This window comes from Brevundimonas sp. TSRC1-1 (genome assembly GCF_049898245.1).
GTDB classification, from domain to species: Bacteria; Pseudomonadota; Alphaproteobacteria; order Caulobacterales; family Caulobacteraceae; genus Brevundimonas; species Brevundimonas mediterranea_A.
The window spans coordinates 149,202-163,856 of the sequence record NZ_JAFCXI010000002.1 but is presented as its reverse complement, the minus strand read 5'-3'; the positions used below and the strand labels follow the sequence as shown (position 1 = coordinate 163,856).

General features: G+C 66.7%; 14 protein-coding genes. 3 read left to right on the top strand and 11 right to left on the bottom strand.

All coding sequences use genetic code 11. From position 1 onward, the window contains the following. Positions 1 to 70: 70 nt before the first annotated feature. The 5 genes from ACP7CK_RS06800 to ACP7CK_RS06780 all read right to left on the bottom strand — a co-directional run bounded on the left by ACP7CK_RS06800 (position 71) and on the right by ACP7CK_RS06780 (position 5,293). A complete protein-coding gene (locus ACP7CK_RS06800) occupies positions 71 to 1,138 on the bottom strand; it encodes a substrate-binding domain-containing protein (protein ID WP_426025531.1) in 1,068 nt (355 codons plus the stop codon). Between the two features lie 97 nt (positions 1,139 to 1,235). Beyond that, positions 1,236 to 2,126: a phosphonate ABC transporter, permease protein PhnE gene (gene phnE, locus ACP7CK_RS06795; protein ID WP_008258633.1), complete on the bottom strand. Its 891-nt coding sequence runs from the start codon at positions 2,124 to 2,126 to the stop codon at positions 1,236 to 1,238. Then, the gene (gene phnD / locus ACP7CK_RS06790) at positions 2,123 to 3,151 is read right to left on the bottom strand and encodes a phosphate/phosphite/phosphonate ABC transporter substrate-binding protein (RefSeq protein ID WP_292148744.1); all 1,029 of its coding nucleotides are present in this window, start codon (positions 3,149 to 3,151) and stop codon (positions 2,123 to 2,125) included. Before phnD ends, phnE begins: the two co-directional genes overlap by 4 nt. Then, positions 3,148 to 3,957: a phosphonate ABC transporter ATP-binding protein gene (gene phnC / locus ACP7CK_RS06785; RefSeq protein WP_426025530.1), complete on the bottom strand. Its 810-nt coding sequence runs from the start codon at positions 3,955 to 3,957 to the stop codon at positions 3,148 to 3,150. The genes phnD and phnC overlap by 4 nt, the downstream gene beginning before the upstream one ends. A gap of 106 nt (positions 3,958 to 4,063) precedes the next feature. Further along, positions 4,064 to 5,293: a DUF2254 domain-containing protein gene (locus tag ACP7CK_RS06780; protein ID WP_008260503.1), complete on the bottom strand. Its 1,230-nt coding sequence runs from the start codon at positions 5,291 to 5,293 to the stop codon at positions 4,064 to 4,066. A 232-nt stretch (positions 5,294 to 5,525) separates the two neighbouring features. Between ACP7CK_RS06780 and ACP7CK_RS06775 the strand changes: the two genes are divergently transcribed. Genes ACP7CK_RS06775 through ACP7CK_RS06765 form a run of 3 tightly spaced genes read left to right on the top strand, consistent with a single transcriptional unit; the run spans position 5,526 to position 8,287 of the window. Further along, positions 5,526 to 6,791 (top strand): type III PLP-dependent enzyme, encoded by a 1,266-nt coding sequence (locus ACP7CK_RS06775; RefSeq protein WP_292148748.1) that lies wholly within the window; start codon positions 5,526 to 5,528, stop codon positions 6,789 to 6,791. Between the two features lie 36 nt (positions 6,792 to 6,827). Then, complete coding sequence (locus tag ACP7CK_RS06770) at positions 6,828 to 7,202, top strand: four helix bundle protein (protein WP_426025529.1); 375 nt, start codon at positions 6,828 to 6,830, stop codon at positions 7,200 to 7,202. A 41-nt stretch (positions 7,203 to 7,243) separates the two neighbouring features. Further along, positions 7,244 to 8,287, top strand: coding sequence for a 1,9-bis(guanidino)-5-aza-nonane synthase (locus tag ACP7CK_RS06765; protein WP_008259915.1), 1,044 nt, complete (start codon positions 7,244 to 7,246; stop codon positions 8,285 to 8,287). A 211-nt stretch (positions 8,288 to 8,498) separates the two neighbouring features. Here the strand turns inward: ACP7CK_RS06765 and ACP7CK_RS06760 are convergent, their stop codons facing one another. From ACP7CK_RS06760 to ACP7CK_RS06735, 6 genes are all read right to left on the bottom strand, one after another. Beyond that, on the bottom strand, positions 8,499 to 9,644 hold the full coding sequence (locus tag ACP7CK_RS06760) for a CobW family GTP-binding protein (protein WP_426025528.1): 1,146 nt from the start codon (positions 9,642 to 9,644) through the stop codon (positions 8,499 to 8,501). Positions 9,645 to 9,686: 42 nt separating this feature from the next. Further along, the gene (locus ACP7CK_RS06755; RefSeq protein WP_008263608.1) at positions 9,687 to 9,911 is read right to left on the bottom strand and encodes an alkylphosphonate utilization protein; all 225 of its coding nucleotides are present in this window, start codon (positions 9,909 to 9,911) and stop codon (positions 9,687 to 9,689) included. Positions 9,912 to 10,074: 163 nt separating this feature from the next. Beyond that, positions 10,075 to 12,120, bottom strand: a complete 2,046-nt coding sequence (locus ACP7CK_RS06750) for an NAD(+) synthase (protein ID WP_426025527.1) — start codon at positions 12,118 to 12,120, stop codon at positions 10,075 to 10,077. 103 nt (positions 12,121 to 12,223) lie between these two features. Next, positions 12,224 to 13,276 carry a sensor histidine kinase gene (locus tag ACP7CK_RS06745; protein WP_426025526.1) on the bottom strand — a complete coding sequence of 351 codons (1,053 nt, stop codon included), beginning with the start codon at positions 13,274 to 13,276 and terminating at the stop codon, positions 12,224 to 12,226. Between the two features lie 132 nt (positions 13,277 to 13,408). Beyond that, on the bottom strand, positions 13,409 to 14,179 hold the full coding sequence (map, locus tag ACP7CK_RS06740; RefSeq protein ID WP_426025525.1) for a type I methionyl aminopeptidase: 771 nt from the start codon (positions 14,177 to 14,179) through the stop codon (positions 13,409 to 13,411). Next, positions 14,176 to 14,388: a ParD-like family protein gene (locus tag ACP7CK_RS06735; protein ID WP_426025524.1), complete on the bottom strand. Its 213-nt coding sequence runs from the start codon at positions 14,386 to 14,388 to the stop codon at positions 14,176 to 14,178. The genes map and ACP7CK_RS06735 overlap by 4 nt, the downstream gene beginning before the upstream one ends. Between the last annotated feature and the right edge of the window lie 267 nt (positions 14,389 to 14,655).

Sequence of the window (14,655 nt, the reverse complement as noted above, 5' to 3'; positions counted from 1 at the left end):
ACAGCTATCCCGCCCCTCTTAGCCGGTGCGGACCGGCGAAAGAAGGGGCAGGACGGCCGTCGGTTCCGCCCTACTTGGCGGGCCGCTGCATCGGGGTCATGGCCGATGCGGTCGCGCGCTGGGCGACCAGTTGGGTTTCGGGCAGCGGGATCAGGCCGCGGTCGGCCAGATAGCCGCCCTTGCCTGCGGCGCCTTCCGACAGGAATTCCTGAATATACTGCTGCAGGCCGGGGATCACGCCGATATGGGCCTTCTTCACATAGATGAAGAGGCTGCGCGACAGCGGGTATTCGCCGCTGGCGATGGTGTCGGCGTTGGGGGTGACGCCGTCGATGGTCTCGGCCTTCACCGTGTCCAGGTTCTGTTCCAGGAAGGAATAGCCGAACACGCCCAGCGAGCCGGGGGTGCGGGTCAGGGTCTGGACGATGGCGTTGTCGTTCTCGCCCGAGTCGATCCAGGCGCCGTCTTCGCGCAGGGTGTGGGCCAGGGCCTCGAACCGGTCTTTGTCGGATTTCTCCACGGCGGCGGTGGCGGGCACCAGCTTGGCGCCCGGCGTCATGCCCAGCTCCAGGAAGGCGTCGCGTGTGCCCGAGGTGGGCGGCGGGCCATAGACCTGGATCCGCTGGTTCGGCAGGCCCTTGTTGACCTCGTTCCAGGTCTTGGCCGGGTTGGCGACGAACTGGCCGTCGGGGCCGGGCACTTCCTTGGCCAGGCCTTCGTACAGGTCGTTCAGTTCGAAGTTGAAGCCGTTGCCGTTGCGGGCCGTGGCGACGACGATGCCGTCAAAGCCGATCTTGATCTCGACGATGTCGGTGACGCCGTTCTTCTGGCACAGGTCGAATTCCGACGCCTTCATGGGACGCGAGGCGTTGGCGATGTCCGGGGTGTTCGGGCCGACGCCCTGGCAGAAGGCCTGGATGCCGCCGCCGGTGCCCAGGGATTCGACGCGGGGCGCGGCGCCGCCGGCGGTGCGGGCGAAATTCTCGGCCACGCGGGTGGCGAAGGGGAAGACGGTCGACGAACCGGCCGACCAGATGCCCGAACGGGCGCTGGAGCCGCCGCCGGAACCGCCGTCGCCGCAGGCCGCCAGGGCCAGAAGGGCGGCGGCCGCCGTCGCCAGTTTCAGTGTGCGGATCATTTGAAGATCTCCCTGAGCATCGATTTCACGACGGTTAGACCAGACGAGTGTGACTGTTTTTCCTGCGTCCCGGATAGGGCGCCCGCGTCGCCGGCCGTTACAGCAGGCGTTTGCGCATGACCTGGGACAGGGTGTCGATCAGGGTCACGGCGACCACGATGACGATGGCGATGGCGGCGACCCGGCTGTAGTCGAAGGCCTGGATGCTCTCGAACAGGGTCTGGCCGATGCCGCCCGCGCCGATCAGGCCCAGCACCGTAGCGGCGCGGCTGTTGGATTCGAACCGATACAGGGCGAACGAGGTCCACAGGGGCGCCACCTGGGGGAAGACGCCCCAGACGATCTCGTGCAGCTTGCCGGCGCCGGTGGCGCGCACGCCTTCGACCGGCCCCTTGTCGATCGACTCGACCGCCTCGGAGAACAGCTTGGCCAGGACCCCGCCGGTGTTCAGGGCCAGGGCCAGCACGCCGGCCAACGGGCCCAGGCCCACGGCGACGATGAACAGGGTGGCGATGACCAGGTCGGGGATCGACCGCAGCAGGTCCATGAACCGGCGCACGATGAAGACCATCCAGCCGGGCGCGATGTTGCGCGACGCCATCAGGCTGAGGGGCAGGGCGATGAAGACGGCCAGGAAGGTGCCCCACAGGGCGATCTGCACCGTCAGCCACATCTGGCCCGCCAGACTGGTCGTCGGCTGGGTGAAGACATGGGTGAACGACGTCCAGAAGTCTCCCGGCGGGAAGATGGCGCCCCAGTCGGGCCGCAGCAGGTCGGCGCCATAGGTGGAGATGTTCGACGAGCCCGAGAACAGCCGGCCGAAATTCTGCATGTCCACCTTGCCGAAGCTGGCGATCAGGATGATCGCCAGACCGCCCCATAGCATCAGGTCGAACAGGGTCGCCGACAGCGACTTGGTCGGCGCCGAGGGGATGGCGGTCGGGGCGACGCCGCCCTTGGCCGCCATGTCGAGGCTGGCTTCGGTCAAGGCTGGACCTCACGCTTGGCGCGCAGGGCGGCCAGGTCGCGTTCGGCGGCGGCGACGCCGGCCTGGTCGTTCTTGGCCCTGGCCTCGCTCAGCTTCTGGTCGGCGACCATCTCACGCACCGGGTCCAGGTAGGAATCGTCGGCGGCGCGGAACATCGAATAGTTCAGGCCGGCCAGCACCTGACGCTGGCGCTCGGCCTCGGGGCCCTGGCCCTGGCCGTAGGTCAGGAAGAAGCTGCGCAGCTTCTCCTTCAGCGCCGGATCCAGATCCTCGCGGATGACGATGCCGGATTCCGGGATCGGCGGCGACACCCAGATGTCCTCGATCTGCGACGCCAGCTGCGGGTTCTCGCGGCGCATGAAGACGGTGTTGACCGAGTTGGAGGTGGCGACGTCCACCACGCCGGTGGCGACGGCGAAGGCGTTGGCCTGGTGGCTGGCCGAGCGCACGGTCTTGAAGCATTGGGCCGGCACGATGCCGCGCGGATTGAACAGGAAGGTCAGGGGCGCCAGCGTGCCCGAGGTGGACTGGGCGTCGCCGATGCCGAAATCATACTGCTTGCCGCAGGCCAGCACCTTGTCCAGCGTGACGCCCGAGCCTTTGCGCACGATCAGGGTCGAGGTGTAGCTGTCGCGACCCTCGGGATCGACGATGCGGGCGATGACCTCGCCCTGGGCGCGGTCGACGGCTTCCAGGGCCGGCTTGGCCGAGAACCAGGCCACCTGGGTCTGGTTGAACCGCATGGCCTCGATCAGGACATTGTAGTTGCCCGCGAAGAAGGGCTTCACCGGCACGCCGACGGCCTTGGACATGTCGTCCAGCAGCGGCTGCCACAGCGGGCCCGAAGAGGCCTGGCCCTCGGCCGAGAGGATGGAGAAGGTCAGTTCCGACGGCATGGCCCCGGCCGCCGGCTTCTCGTCGCCCCCGCCGCACGAGGCGAGGCCCAGGATCATCGCGGCGCCCAGGGCGGCGACGCCGGCCTTCGCTACGAAGCGACGCGCCAAAGAAGCTTGAAACGGGCTCATGCCTTGGTCTCCCAGAACGCGTCCTCGAATTCAGGACCATAGATATCGATCAGGCGCTGTTGATCCAGGCCCGTGGCGGGACCGTCATAGACGATCTTGCCGCCCTGCAGCGCGATGACGCGGTCGCAGTAGCGGATGGCGTAGTCGACCTGGTGCAGGGTGACGATCACCCCCATGCCGTCGCGGCGGTTCAACTCGACCAGCAACTCCATCACCTTGCGGGCGGACACCGGGTCCAGCGAGGCGACGGGTTCGTCGGCCAGGATGGCCTTGGCCCCCTGCACGATGGCCCGGGCGATGGCGCCCCGCTGCTGCTGGCCGCCCGACAGGGTGTTGGCGCGCTGCCCGGCGTAGTCGCTGACCCCGACCCGGTGCAGGGCCGCCATGGCGCGATCCTTGTCGGCCTGGGGCCACAGGCCCAGCAGGCCCTGCCAGGCCGGCAGACGCCCCAGGGCGCCCAGCATGACGTTGGAGAACAGGCTAAGCCGCCCGACCAGATTGAACTGCTGGAAGATCATGCCCAGCTTGCCGCGCACCTGGCGCACGGCGCCGGTGACGCGCCCGTCCTTCTGGACGGTTTCACCAAAGACGCTGATCGTCCCCTTGCCGGGATCGATCGACTGCAGGCCGGTGATAGAGCGCAGCAGGGTGGACTTGCCCGATCCCGACGGGCCGATCAGGGCGACCATCTCGCCCGAGGCCACGGAGATCGAGACGCCGTCCAGCGCCTTTCGCGATCCGAAGGTCTTCGACACGTCACGCGCCAGGACAAGCCCGGGGGCGACGGCGGCTGCGGATGAGGTCATGAACTCGCTGGGAGGCTGTGGCGAACGGGCGCCGCATGACGCGACAAAGGCTTCTGGGCAAGTCTTAATCGCACGGCAGGCGCAATCTCGTCCAGACCCGACCCGTTCAACCGGCCTCGGCCGCCGCCTCGACCCGTGCCACATCGGCGGCGATCGGCAGGGCGACGCGCGATCTGTCCAGCGCCTCGCGGGCCAGAACCTCCACCGCCCCGGCCAGGGCCGGCGTCGTCGCCAGAGTCTTCAGGCCCTTCTGAAGCCGCACGGCGACGGCGACGTCTCCGGCCCCGTAACGGGCCACCGGTCCGAAAACATCGTCAAGCAGGTCCGCGTCGGCGATTCCCGGCACGAACAGCCGGTCGCGATGCGGGGGCTGTTTTTCCGGACTGGCGTCGGCCGTCCAGACGTCCAGCAGGCGGACGCCCGCGCCGATGATCTGGATCGCCGTTCCGGGATCGTTGACGCCGGGAGACAGGGCCTTGGCGGCGATCTCCCCCAGCACGATCAGGCCGAAACGCGGATCCTGATCATAGGACCGGGAATCGCCCAGGGCGAAGGCCGAGCAGAAGTCGGCCTGCGCCGTGTCGTCGCAGGCGGTCAGGCTGATGCGCGCCAGCACCCCGCCGCGCCGCACGAAGGCGCCCGGCGCAGCCACGACCTCGACCTGACAGTCGCGCGCCTCGGCCAGGGTCTGAAGCCGGTCGGGATCGACGTTCTGGACATAGCCGGTGGCGGGGGCGACGACGACGGCGCCGTTTTCCAGGCCGCCCGCCCGACCGCCCAGTCGCGGCAGGTCACGGCGCTGTTCAAGCGCATCCCGCGCATAGGACTCGACCAGCTCGATCATGTGCCCGACCCGCGCCAGGCTGGACAGGCGGTTGATCCAGGCCAGCAGGCGAAACGCCACCAGCCCGACCATGGCCAGGCTGAACAGGAACAGGATCGCCCGGCCGTTCTGGCCGTAGTAATGGGCGTTGATCGCCGTCACCGACACGATGGCGTACAGGAAGGCGCCGACGAAGGTCGCCAGCGACTTCTGGGTTTCCTCGTCGCTGGTCACCAGGGCCGCGACCCTGGGGCTGGCGGCGGACGACACCGACGTATAGGCCGTCACCATGGCCCCGACCGAGAAGGTCGCGACGCCCAGCAGGCTGGACGCCAGTATGGTCAGGATGGATTCGACCGATTCTCCGCCCAGGCGCTCGGCCATGTCCCGGGGCACCCAGGGCGACAGGGCCGCCGCCAGCAGCGAGGCCGCCAGGCCGAAGACGGCGTAGGCGGTCGCCCGCACCCACAGTTGGCGCCGCGTCTTGCGCCACAGGAACAGCCATCGATTCATTCACGCCTCCCGTTCATCAACGGCGTGAAAAGGCCAAGGTTGCGCCCCTGGGGGGCTGTGACACTGTCGCGGGGGATTTGTGACAGTCCAAACCCAGGCCCCGCCACGAAAAAACCCCTTTACATGACAGTCCGATGCCCCCATATCGCGGCTTCCGGCGGACCCCGTGGTCTAACCGTTAAGCGCTGCTAACGCCGGTCTGGGTTTCACAATTAGCAGGGGGTTACGTGAATTGCGCACGTATCAGCTTCCCCTGGACCTGGTCCGTGAGCGGTCCCCTGAACGTCCCGTCGCCCTCGTGCGACCGCGTTCGGTATCCGTAGCGGCGCTTTGGTTCCAGGATAATCTAAAAGCCGACGTCTTCTATGCCGTGAAGGCGAATCCGTCGCGTTGGGTCATCGAGACCCTGATCGAGGCCGGGGTTCGCGGCTTCGACGTGGCGTCCATCGCCGAGATCGAACTGGTGCGTTCGGTCAGCCATGACGTTCGCCTGGCCTTCATGCATCCGGTCAAGAGCCGGTCTGCGATCACCAAGGCCTATTTCGAACACGGCGTTCGCACCTTCTCGCTCGACTGCGTGGATGAGCTGAACAAGATCCTCGACGCCACCGGCGGCGCGGACGACCTGAACCTGATCGTGCGCATGGCGGTTTCGGCCGACGGCGCCGCCTATACCCTGTCGGGCAAGTTCGGCGTCCCCGCCGACCAGGCCCCGGCCCTGCTGCTGGCCACGCGCCAGGCGGTCAAGGACGGGCTGATGGGCGTCAGCTTCCATGTCGGCAGCCAGTGCATGCGCCCGACCGCCTATCAGGCGGCCATGGCCCAGGTCGGCCGTTCGATCAGCCGTGCGGGCGTCATCGTGGACATCGTCGATGTCGGCGGCGGCTTCCCCTCGGTCTATCCCGGCATGGTTCCGCCGGACATGAGCGAATACGCCGACGCCATCCATCGCGGCTTCAACGAGATGCCGGTGTCGGAAACGACCGAGCTGTGGTGCGAACCCGGCCGGGCCATCGTCGCCGAATCCTCGTCGATCCTGGCCCGTGTGGACCTGCGCAAGGGCGACGCCCTGTATCTGAACGACGGCTCCTACGGCTCGCTGTTCGATGCGACCCACTCGCGCTGGCCCTTCCCGACCAAGCTGGTCCGGGACGGCGAGGCTGCGTCCGAGCTGAAGGCGTTCCAGTTCTATGGTCCGACCTGCGACTCGATCGACCACATGCCGGGTCCGTTCTGGCTTCCGGCCGACATCCGCGAAGGCGATTTCATCGAAATCGGCATGCTCGGCGCCTATGGCGTCGCCATGTCGACCGGCTTCAACGGCTATGGCGAACACGACATCGCCGTCGTCGAAGACGCCCCGATGGCCTCGCTCTACGGCCTGGCGCCGCGTTCCATCCCCACCGTGCGCACCACGGCCGAGGAGAACGCCCGCAAGGTCGTGCGTCTGTCACGTCCGAAAGGTAAGGCCGGTCAGAGGAAGAAGTCGCGACGCTGATCGTGAGAGGTGAATCGTGAGTCGTGATTGTCAGCCATGACCGACTTGCGAACTCACCGCGATCCAGACGTCTGGAAGCTCTCGGTTGATTGGGTTGAAGCCGTTTATCGTTGCTCGGTCTCCTGGCCGTCTGACGAGCGGTTTGGCCTGATCCGTCAAGTTCGTCGTTCAGCCGTCAGCGTGGCCGCCAATATCGCGGAGGGCGCAGGCCGAAACGGAACGGGTGAGTTCGTCCACTTCCTCGGCGTCGCGCGCGGGTCGCTCGCGGAGGTCGAAACCCATCTCCTCATCGCCGCGCGTCTCGGCTATCTAACGACTGACAATCTCCAGCCTTTGCTTGCCGACATGGAGCGGATCGGGCGTATGCTCTCCGCCCTTTCGACGCGACTGAAGCAACGGCGGCACGACTGACCGCACTTCACCATTCACGCCTCACGATTCACGAGTCACCCATGACTGCCAACACCAAGGCCCAGCTGCTGCAGAACGTCGTCGAGCATGTCGACATCACCAGCTTCGACGCGCGCCCGATCATCGACTCGATGCGCAAGATGTCGTTCTCGAGCCGCGACACCGCCCGCGCCGCCGACATCTTCTCCATGGCCATCGAGGACAAGGACTGCTCGCCGTGGCTGATCCTGGCCGGCTCGACCTCGGCCGGCGGCTGCATGCACGTGTACCGCGACATGGTGAAGTTCGGCATGGTGGACGCGGTCGTCGCCACGGGCGCCTCGATCGTGGACATGGATTTCTTCGAGGCCCTGGGCTTCAAACACTATCAGGCCGCCGGCGAGGTGGACGACAACGTCCTGCGCGAGAACTACGTCGATCGGATCTACGACACCTATATCGACGAGGAAGAGCTCCAGGCCTGCGACCACACCATCCTGGAGATCGCCAACCGGCTGGAGCCGCGCGGCTATTCCAGCCGCGAGTTCATCTGGGAAATGGGCAAGTGGCTGAGCGAGGGCAACGCCAAGAAGCCCGGCTCGCTGATCCAGACCGCCTATGAAGAAGGCGTGCCGATCTTCTGCCCGGCCTTCGTCGACTCATCGGCCGGCTTCGGCCTGGTCAAGCACCAGAAGGAACGCGCCGCGGCCGGTCTGCCCTATCTGATGCTGGACGCCATCGCCGACTTCCGCGAACTGACAGACATCAAGATCGCCGCCGGCGTCACCGGCCTGTTCATGGTCGGCGGCGGCGTGCCCAAGAATTTCGCCCAGGACACCGTCGTCTGCGCCGAAATCCTCGGCGTCGAGGCCGAGATGCACCGTTATGCGGTCCAGATCACCGTCGCCGACGTCCGCGACGGCGCCTGTTCCTCCTCGACGCTGAAAGAGGCCGCCTCCTGGGGCAAGGTCCAGACCACCCACGAGCAGATGGTCTTCGCCGAAGCCACCACCGTCGTCCCCCTGATCGGCTCCGACGCCTACCACCGCGGCGCCTGGAAGGCCCGCGACAAGCGCCGTTGGAACAAGCTGTTCGAGAAGGGCTGAGCCGAACCGGCTGCCTGATAGAAAGGCCGGCGGAGCGATCCGCCGGCCTTTTTCTTACCCTCTCCCGCTTGCGGGAGAGGTGGCCCGTCGTTCGCGCAGCGAACCAGGGTCGGAGAGGGAAGTCTTCGTTCAGAAGAGACTTCCCCCATCGTCAGGCGTGTCGCTACGCGCCACGACCTGACACTTCCCCCGCAAGCGGGGGAAGGTCGTTCTAGGCCGTGCAACCCTCGAACCCGGCCCGCAGCGCGGCCTCGTCCAGTTCGCGGCCGATGAAGACGGCGCGGCTCCAGCGGCGTTCGCTCTCGCCCCATTCGCGTTGCAGATCGCCCTCCAGGATCATGTGGACGGCCTGGAAGACCAGGCGGCGGTTCTCGCCCTGGACGTCGATGATGCCCTTGGCGCGCAGGATGTTCTGACCCTGCTCGCCCAGCAGCCGATCCAGCCAGGCGGTGAATTTCGCCCCGTCCAGCGGTCGGTCCAGCGACAGGGAGATCCCCTTGATGTCGTCCTGGTGGGCGTGACCCCTCGCGCTATGGGAATGGGCGTCATGGGAATGGTCGCCGTGCGAATGATCATGCCCGTGGTCGTGGTCATGATGATGGTGGTCGTGGCCGCAATGCTCGTCGTGCACATGGCCGTCCGCGCCGTGCGGCGGGTTGGCGAAGTCCGGCTGGACCTCCAGAATCCGCTCCAGATCGAAGGCGCCCAGGCCCAGCACCTGGTCCAGCGGCACGTTCGACCGTTCGGCGCGCACGATGGGCGCCAGGGGGTTCAGCGCCCGCAGCCGGGCCTCGACCGCGTCCAGCTCTTCCGGGGTCGCCAGATCGACCTTGTTCAGGATGATCCGGTCGGCGAAGGCCACCTGTTCGCGGGCCTCCTTGGAGTCGTCCAGCCGCGCCATCACGTGCTTGGCGTCGACCAGGGTGGTGACGCTGTCCAGCTGGGTCTTGGCCTTGACGTCCTCGTCGACGAAGAAGGTCTGGGCCACCGGGCCGGGATCGGCCAGGCCCGTGGTCTCGACGATGATGGCGTCGAAGGCGGGCTTGCCGGGACGCTGGCGCTTCATCAGGCCGGCGACCACGCGGATCAGGTCGCCCCGCACCGTGCAGCAGACGCAGCCGTTGTTCATCTCGAACACGTCCTCGTCGGCGCCGACCACCAGGTCGTTGTCGATGCCGATCTCGCCGAACTCGTTGACGATGACGGCGTAACGCTTGCCGTGATCCTCGGTCAGGATCCGGTTCAGCAGGGTGGTCTTGCCCGCGCCGAGATAGCCGGTCAGGACGGTGACGGGGATCTTGCCGCCAGAATTCTGGGGTGCGGCGGTCGAAACGGGGGCGGCGAGGGTGTCGGTCATAGGCCGCTAGATGGCGGCTGCATCGCCCGATGAAAAGGGGGCTTAGGCCTTCTTCACGAACTCGACGCGCAGGACCAGGCCGCGCACCTTGTCGACATTGGCCTCGATCTCGTCGGTGTCGCCGGTCAGACGGATGTTCTTGACCAGGGTGCCGCGCTTCAGCGTCACCCCGCCCGAGCCCTTGACCTTCAGATCCTTGATCAGGGTCACGCTGTCGCCGTCGGCCAGGATGTTGCCGTTCGAGTCTTTGGTCACGTCTTCGGTCATGGCGAAGCTTCTAGCGGCGTGGACCCCATGCGTCACGCAATATCCGCGTTTCGAATGTGGATATGAGCGATTTCGCGGGCTCAAGTAGCGCGAAGCGCGATAGCCCGATTTCGCGGGCTCAAGTAGCGCGAAGCGCGATAGCCCGAACAAGGAACCGACGCCGTCAGGCGTCCGGCACGTTGGCGTCCAGTTCGTCCAGCCACACCCGCGCATTGCCGTCCGACGGGGCGCGCCAGTCGCCGCGTGGCGACAGCGAGCCGCCGGTCACCACCTTGGGCCCGTTCGGCAGGGCCGAGCGTTTGAACTGGGCGGTCTGGAAGAAGCGGATCAGGAACTTCCTCAGCCAGGCCTTGATGGTCGCCAGGTCGTATTCGACCTTTTCGTCGTCAGGGGTATTGGCGGGCCAATGTCCGGCGCCGGCGTCGCACCAGGCCTGGTGCGCCAGGAAGGCGACCTTGGACGGCTTCAGGCCGAAGCGGCTGATGTAGAACAGGAAGAAGTCGTTCAGGGCATAGGGGCCGACCGTCCCCTCGGTGGACTGGATCACGCCGTCCTTGGCCGGCACCAGTTCGGGCGAAATCTCGGTGTTCAGGATGGCGTGCAGGGTCGGGCTCGCCTCGGCCCCGACCAGTTCGCGGTCGGCCACCCAGCGGATCAGGTGGCGGATCAGGGTCTTCGCCACCCCGCCGTTGACGTTGTAGTGGCTCATATGGTCGCCGACGCCATAGGTGGCCCAGCCCAGGGCCAGTTCCGACAGGTCGCCGGTGCCCAGGACGAAGGCCCGGTTCTGGTTGGCCAGGCGGAACAGATAATCGGTCCGCAGCCCCGCCTGGACGTTCTCGAAGGTGATGTCGTGGACCGGTTCGCCCGCCGCATAGGGGTGGCCGATGTCCTTGAACATCTGTTCGGCGGCGGGGCGGATGTCGATCTCGGCCCCGGTCACGCCCAGAGCCTTCATCAGGGCCCAGGCGTTGGACTTGGTCCCGTCCGAGGTCGCAAAGCCGGGCATGGTGAAGCCCAGGATATTGGTCCGGGGCAGGTTCAGCCGGTCGAAGGCGCGGCAGGCGACCAGCAGGGCCTGGGTCGAATCCAGCCCGCCCGACACCCCGATGACCAGCCGCTCGCCATTGGTCGCCGCCATCCGGCGCATCAGCCCCTGGACCTGGATGTTGAAGGCCTCGTAGCAGTCCTGATCCAGCCGTCCGGCTTCGTCCGGCACGAAGGGGAAACGGTCCAGCGGCCGGATCAGCTCGCTCTCGACCGCGTCCTCGCGCGCCATGAAGGGCACGACCGTCGCCGCCTCGCCCTCGACCCGCGCGCATTCGGAAAAGGTGCCGTTTCTCAGGCGATCCAGCCCGATCCGGTCCACGTCCACGTCGGCGAGGGTCAGGTGGTTCTCCAGGGCGAACCGCTCGCCCTCGGCCAGTTTCGACCCCAGTTCGTGGATGGTCGCCTGACCGTCCCAGGCCAGGTCGGTGGTGCTCTCGCCCCAGCCCGAGGCGGTGAAGACATAGGCCGACAGGGTGCGGGCCGAATGGCTGGCGCTCAGCATGGCGCGCTCGTCGGCCTTGCCGATGACGATGTTCGACGCCGACAGGTTCAGCAGGATCCGCGCGCCCGCCAGGGCCGCCCGGGTCGAGGGGGGCAGGGGCGCCCAATAGTCCTCGCAGATCTCGACCGCGAAGACGAAGCCCGGCCGGTTGACCGCCTCGAACACCAGGCCGGGCGCGAAGTCCACCGTCTCGCCGTTCAGCCGGATCACGTCCTCGGCGCGGGCCGTCGCCGGGGCGAACCAGCGTTTCTCGTAATATTCCCGGTAGTTGGGCAGATAGGTCTTGGGCACGACGCCCAGCACCTCGCCCGCGCCCATCACCACGGCGCAGTTGTACAGGGCGTCGCCGTTGCGGATCGGCGCCCCGACCACGGCGACCAAATCATGCTCGCCCGTCGCCTGGGCGATGACCGCGATCTGGCGCTCCACCTCGTCCAGCAGGGCCGCCTGCATATGCAGGTCGTCGATGGCGTAGGCCGACAGCGACAGCTCCGGAAACACCATCAGGTCCACGCCCTGATCGGCCGCCTGACGGATCAGGGCCAGGTGTTCCTCGGCGTTCGCCTTCGGGTCGCCCACATGGCTGACGGGCGTGGCCGCAGCCACCCGCACGAAGCCGTGGATCTTGGGGGAATGGAAGGGCAGGGGCTCGGCCATGGGGTCGTCCGTTCATCCCGGCGCGCGCCGGTCGTCAGCCTTCATATAGGCCGGAATGACGACGGGAGAGAATCCCCCCGTCCGACGTCGCCTGCCGATGCGCCTAGACCGCCGGCGCGGCCGCCGTCTCTTCGTCGGTCTTGCGATGCAGCACCGAGACCTCCGTGCCGGGGTCCAGGTCCTTGACGGTGATCGTGGCGTCGAGCTGGCTGGCCAGGGCCTTGACGATGGCGGTTCCCAGGCCGGCTTCTGAATCGTCGGGGTTCTTCGGCATGCCGACGCCGTCGTCGGAAATCGTCAGATCCCAATCCTTGGACCGCGACTGGAAATCCACGCGGACCACGCCCCTCCGCCCGTTGGGGAAGGCGTGTTTCAGGGCGTTGATCACCAGTTCGGTGACGACCAGGCCAAGACTGACCGAGACCTCGGCGTCCAGGGCGCTGGCGTCGCCGCTGACCTCGATCCGCACCAGATCATGGTCGGCGATCATCGAGGCGCCGATACTGCCGCACAACTGCGCCAGATAGGGTTTCAGCGCGACCTCGCCGACCTTGTTCAGGGACAGCTGGCGCTGGACCTCGGCGACCGACATGACGCGGTTGTGCGCCTCGGTCAGATGGGCGCGGCTTTCGATCGATTCCGTCTTCCGCGCGGTCTGCAGCAGCACGCTGGCGATGATCTGCAGACTGTTGGCGACGCGGTGCTGAACCTCCTGGAGCAGAACCTCCTTCTGCCGCACCAGGTCGTCCATCTTCTTCTGGGCCGCCTTGTCCGCCGTGACGTCCACGATGGTCAGCAAAAGGCGCACGGGCTGGACGTCGGAAAAGGCCAGGCGCTTGGCGTTCAGTTTCAGGCTGCGGGTCGCGGCGGTCCGGAACGGCATGTCCAGCTGATAGTCGGGCACGTCCGCCCCGCCGGAACCGACCGCGCCCAGCAGGGAGCGCAGCCGGGGCAGGTTCCATTCCCCGCCGCCCAGGTCGAAGATCGACCGCCCGACCACCGCATCGCCGTCCAGCCCGAATTCCATCAGGAAGGATTGGCTGGCGGCGACGATGTCGAACGCCTCGTCCATCAGCAGCAGCGGTGCGCTGGACACCGAAATGACCGCCAGGGCCAGGGCGGAGCCCAGATCTTCATCTTGAGATACGGGAGCCATGAGCCTCCCTTTCCGATCCCGTCGCGACGCTCAGTGTGAGCATCAAGCCTCGGGTTCAGACGCGTCTGAGCGTCTTTCACCCCACTCTAGCATGCGGGGGCGCAACTGAGCATCGAAAGTGACGACTTCGCTCTAGGCCGCCGCCCGCTTCTCCTCGGGCCGCAATGTCAGCACCCGCACCCCGTCCCCTGTCACGGCCATCGTATGCTCGAACTGGGCCGACAGCATCCCGTCCGCCGTCACCACGGTCCAGCCGTCGTCCTCGGTCCGCACCGTTCGGCGGCCCTGGTTCAGCATGGGTTCGATGGTGAAGACCATGCCCTCGCGCAGGGTCACGCCCGTGCCCGCCCTGCCGAAATGCAGCACCTGGGGATCTTCGTGCATTTCGCGGCCGATGCCGTGGCCGCAGTATTCGCGCACGACCGAATAGCCGGCCTTCTTGGCGTGCCGCTCGATGGCGAAGCCGATGTCGCCCAGCTTCGCCCCCGGTCGCACGGCCTGAATACCCTTCCACATCGCCTCATAGGTGGTGCGGACCAGCCGTCGCGCCTGGGGCCCCACGGTCCCGATCAGATAGGTCTTGCTGGAATCGGCGATGAAGCCGTCCTTCTCGAGGGTGATGTCCAGATTGACGATGTCGCCGCTTTTCAGCACCTCGTCCGCCGACGGCACGCCATGGCAGACGACCTGATTGCGCGAACTGTTCAGCACGAACCCATAGCCGTACTGGCCCTTGCTGGCGGGCCGGGCCTGAAGGTCATCGACGATGAAGGCCTCGACGCGGTCATTGATCTCCATCGTGGTCATGCCGGCCAGCGCCAGCCCGTCCAGATGGGTGAAGACCGAGGCCAGCCGGCGCCCGGCCTCGGCCATCAACTCGACCTCGGCGGGGGTCTTGGTCATGCAGCCGCGCCGGTCAGGGCCGTCGCGTCCACGCCCGCCGCCTTCAGCTCACGCGCCACCAGGTCCTGAAAGGTCAGGCCCGGATTGGTCTCGCACAACAGGCCGATCCTTATCCAGAAGGCCGCCTGGGCGTTGATGGACCGATAGGAGGCCTTGCTGGCGCGCCGCAGCTGTTCGTGCAGCGCGTCCTCGATATTGACGATGCCCAAGGCCTGACTCCGGACTATATGATTCGTATATGTAATGTATATTCGTCGTTCTGGCGCCGCAAGCGGCCGTTTCCGCCGTGTCGGCGCCGCGCCCCATCCGCCAACTGTCACAATGACGCTGGTGCTTCATCAGGGATTTCAAGATCTTGCCGAATCTTCGGGGTCTTTTCCCAGCCTGGGCTCCCGTCGGCCTCATAGTCTGCGGTTCAGAGGACGGACACGGGGGAGAGGGCGGATTTCAGACGATTCATACTATCTAGACTCTGT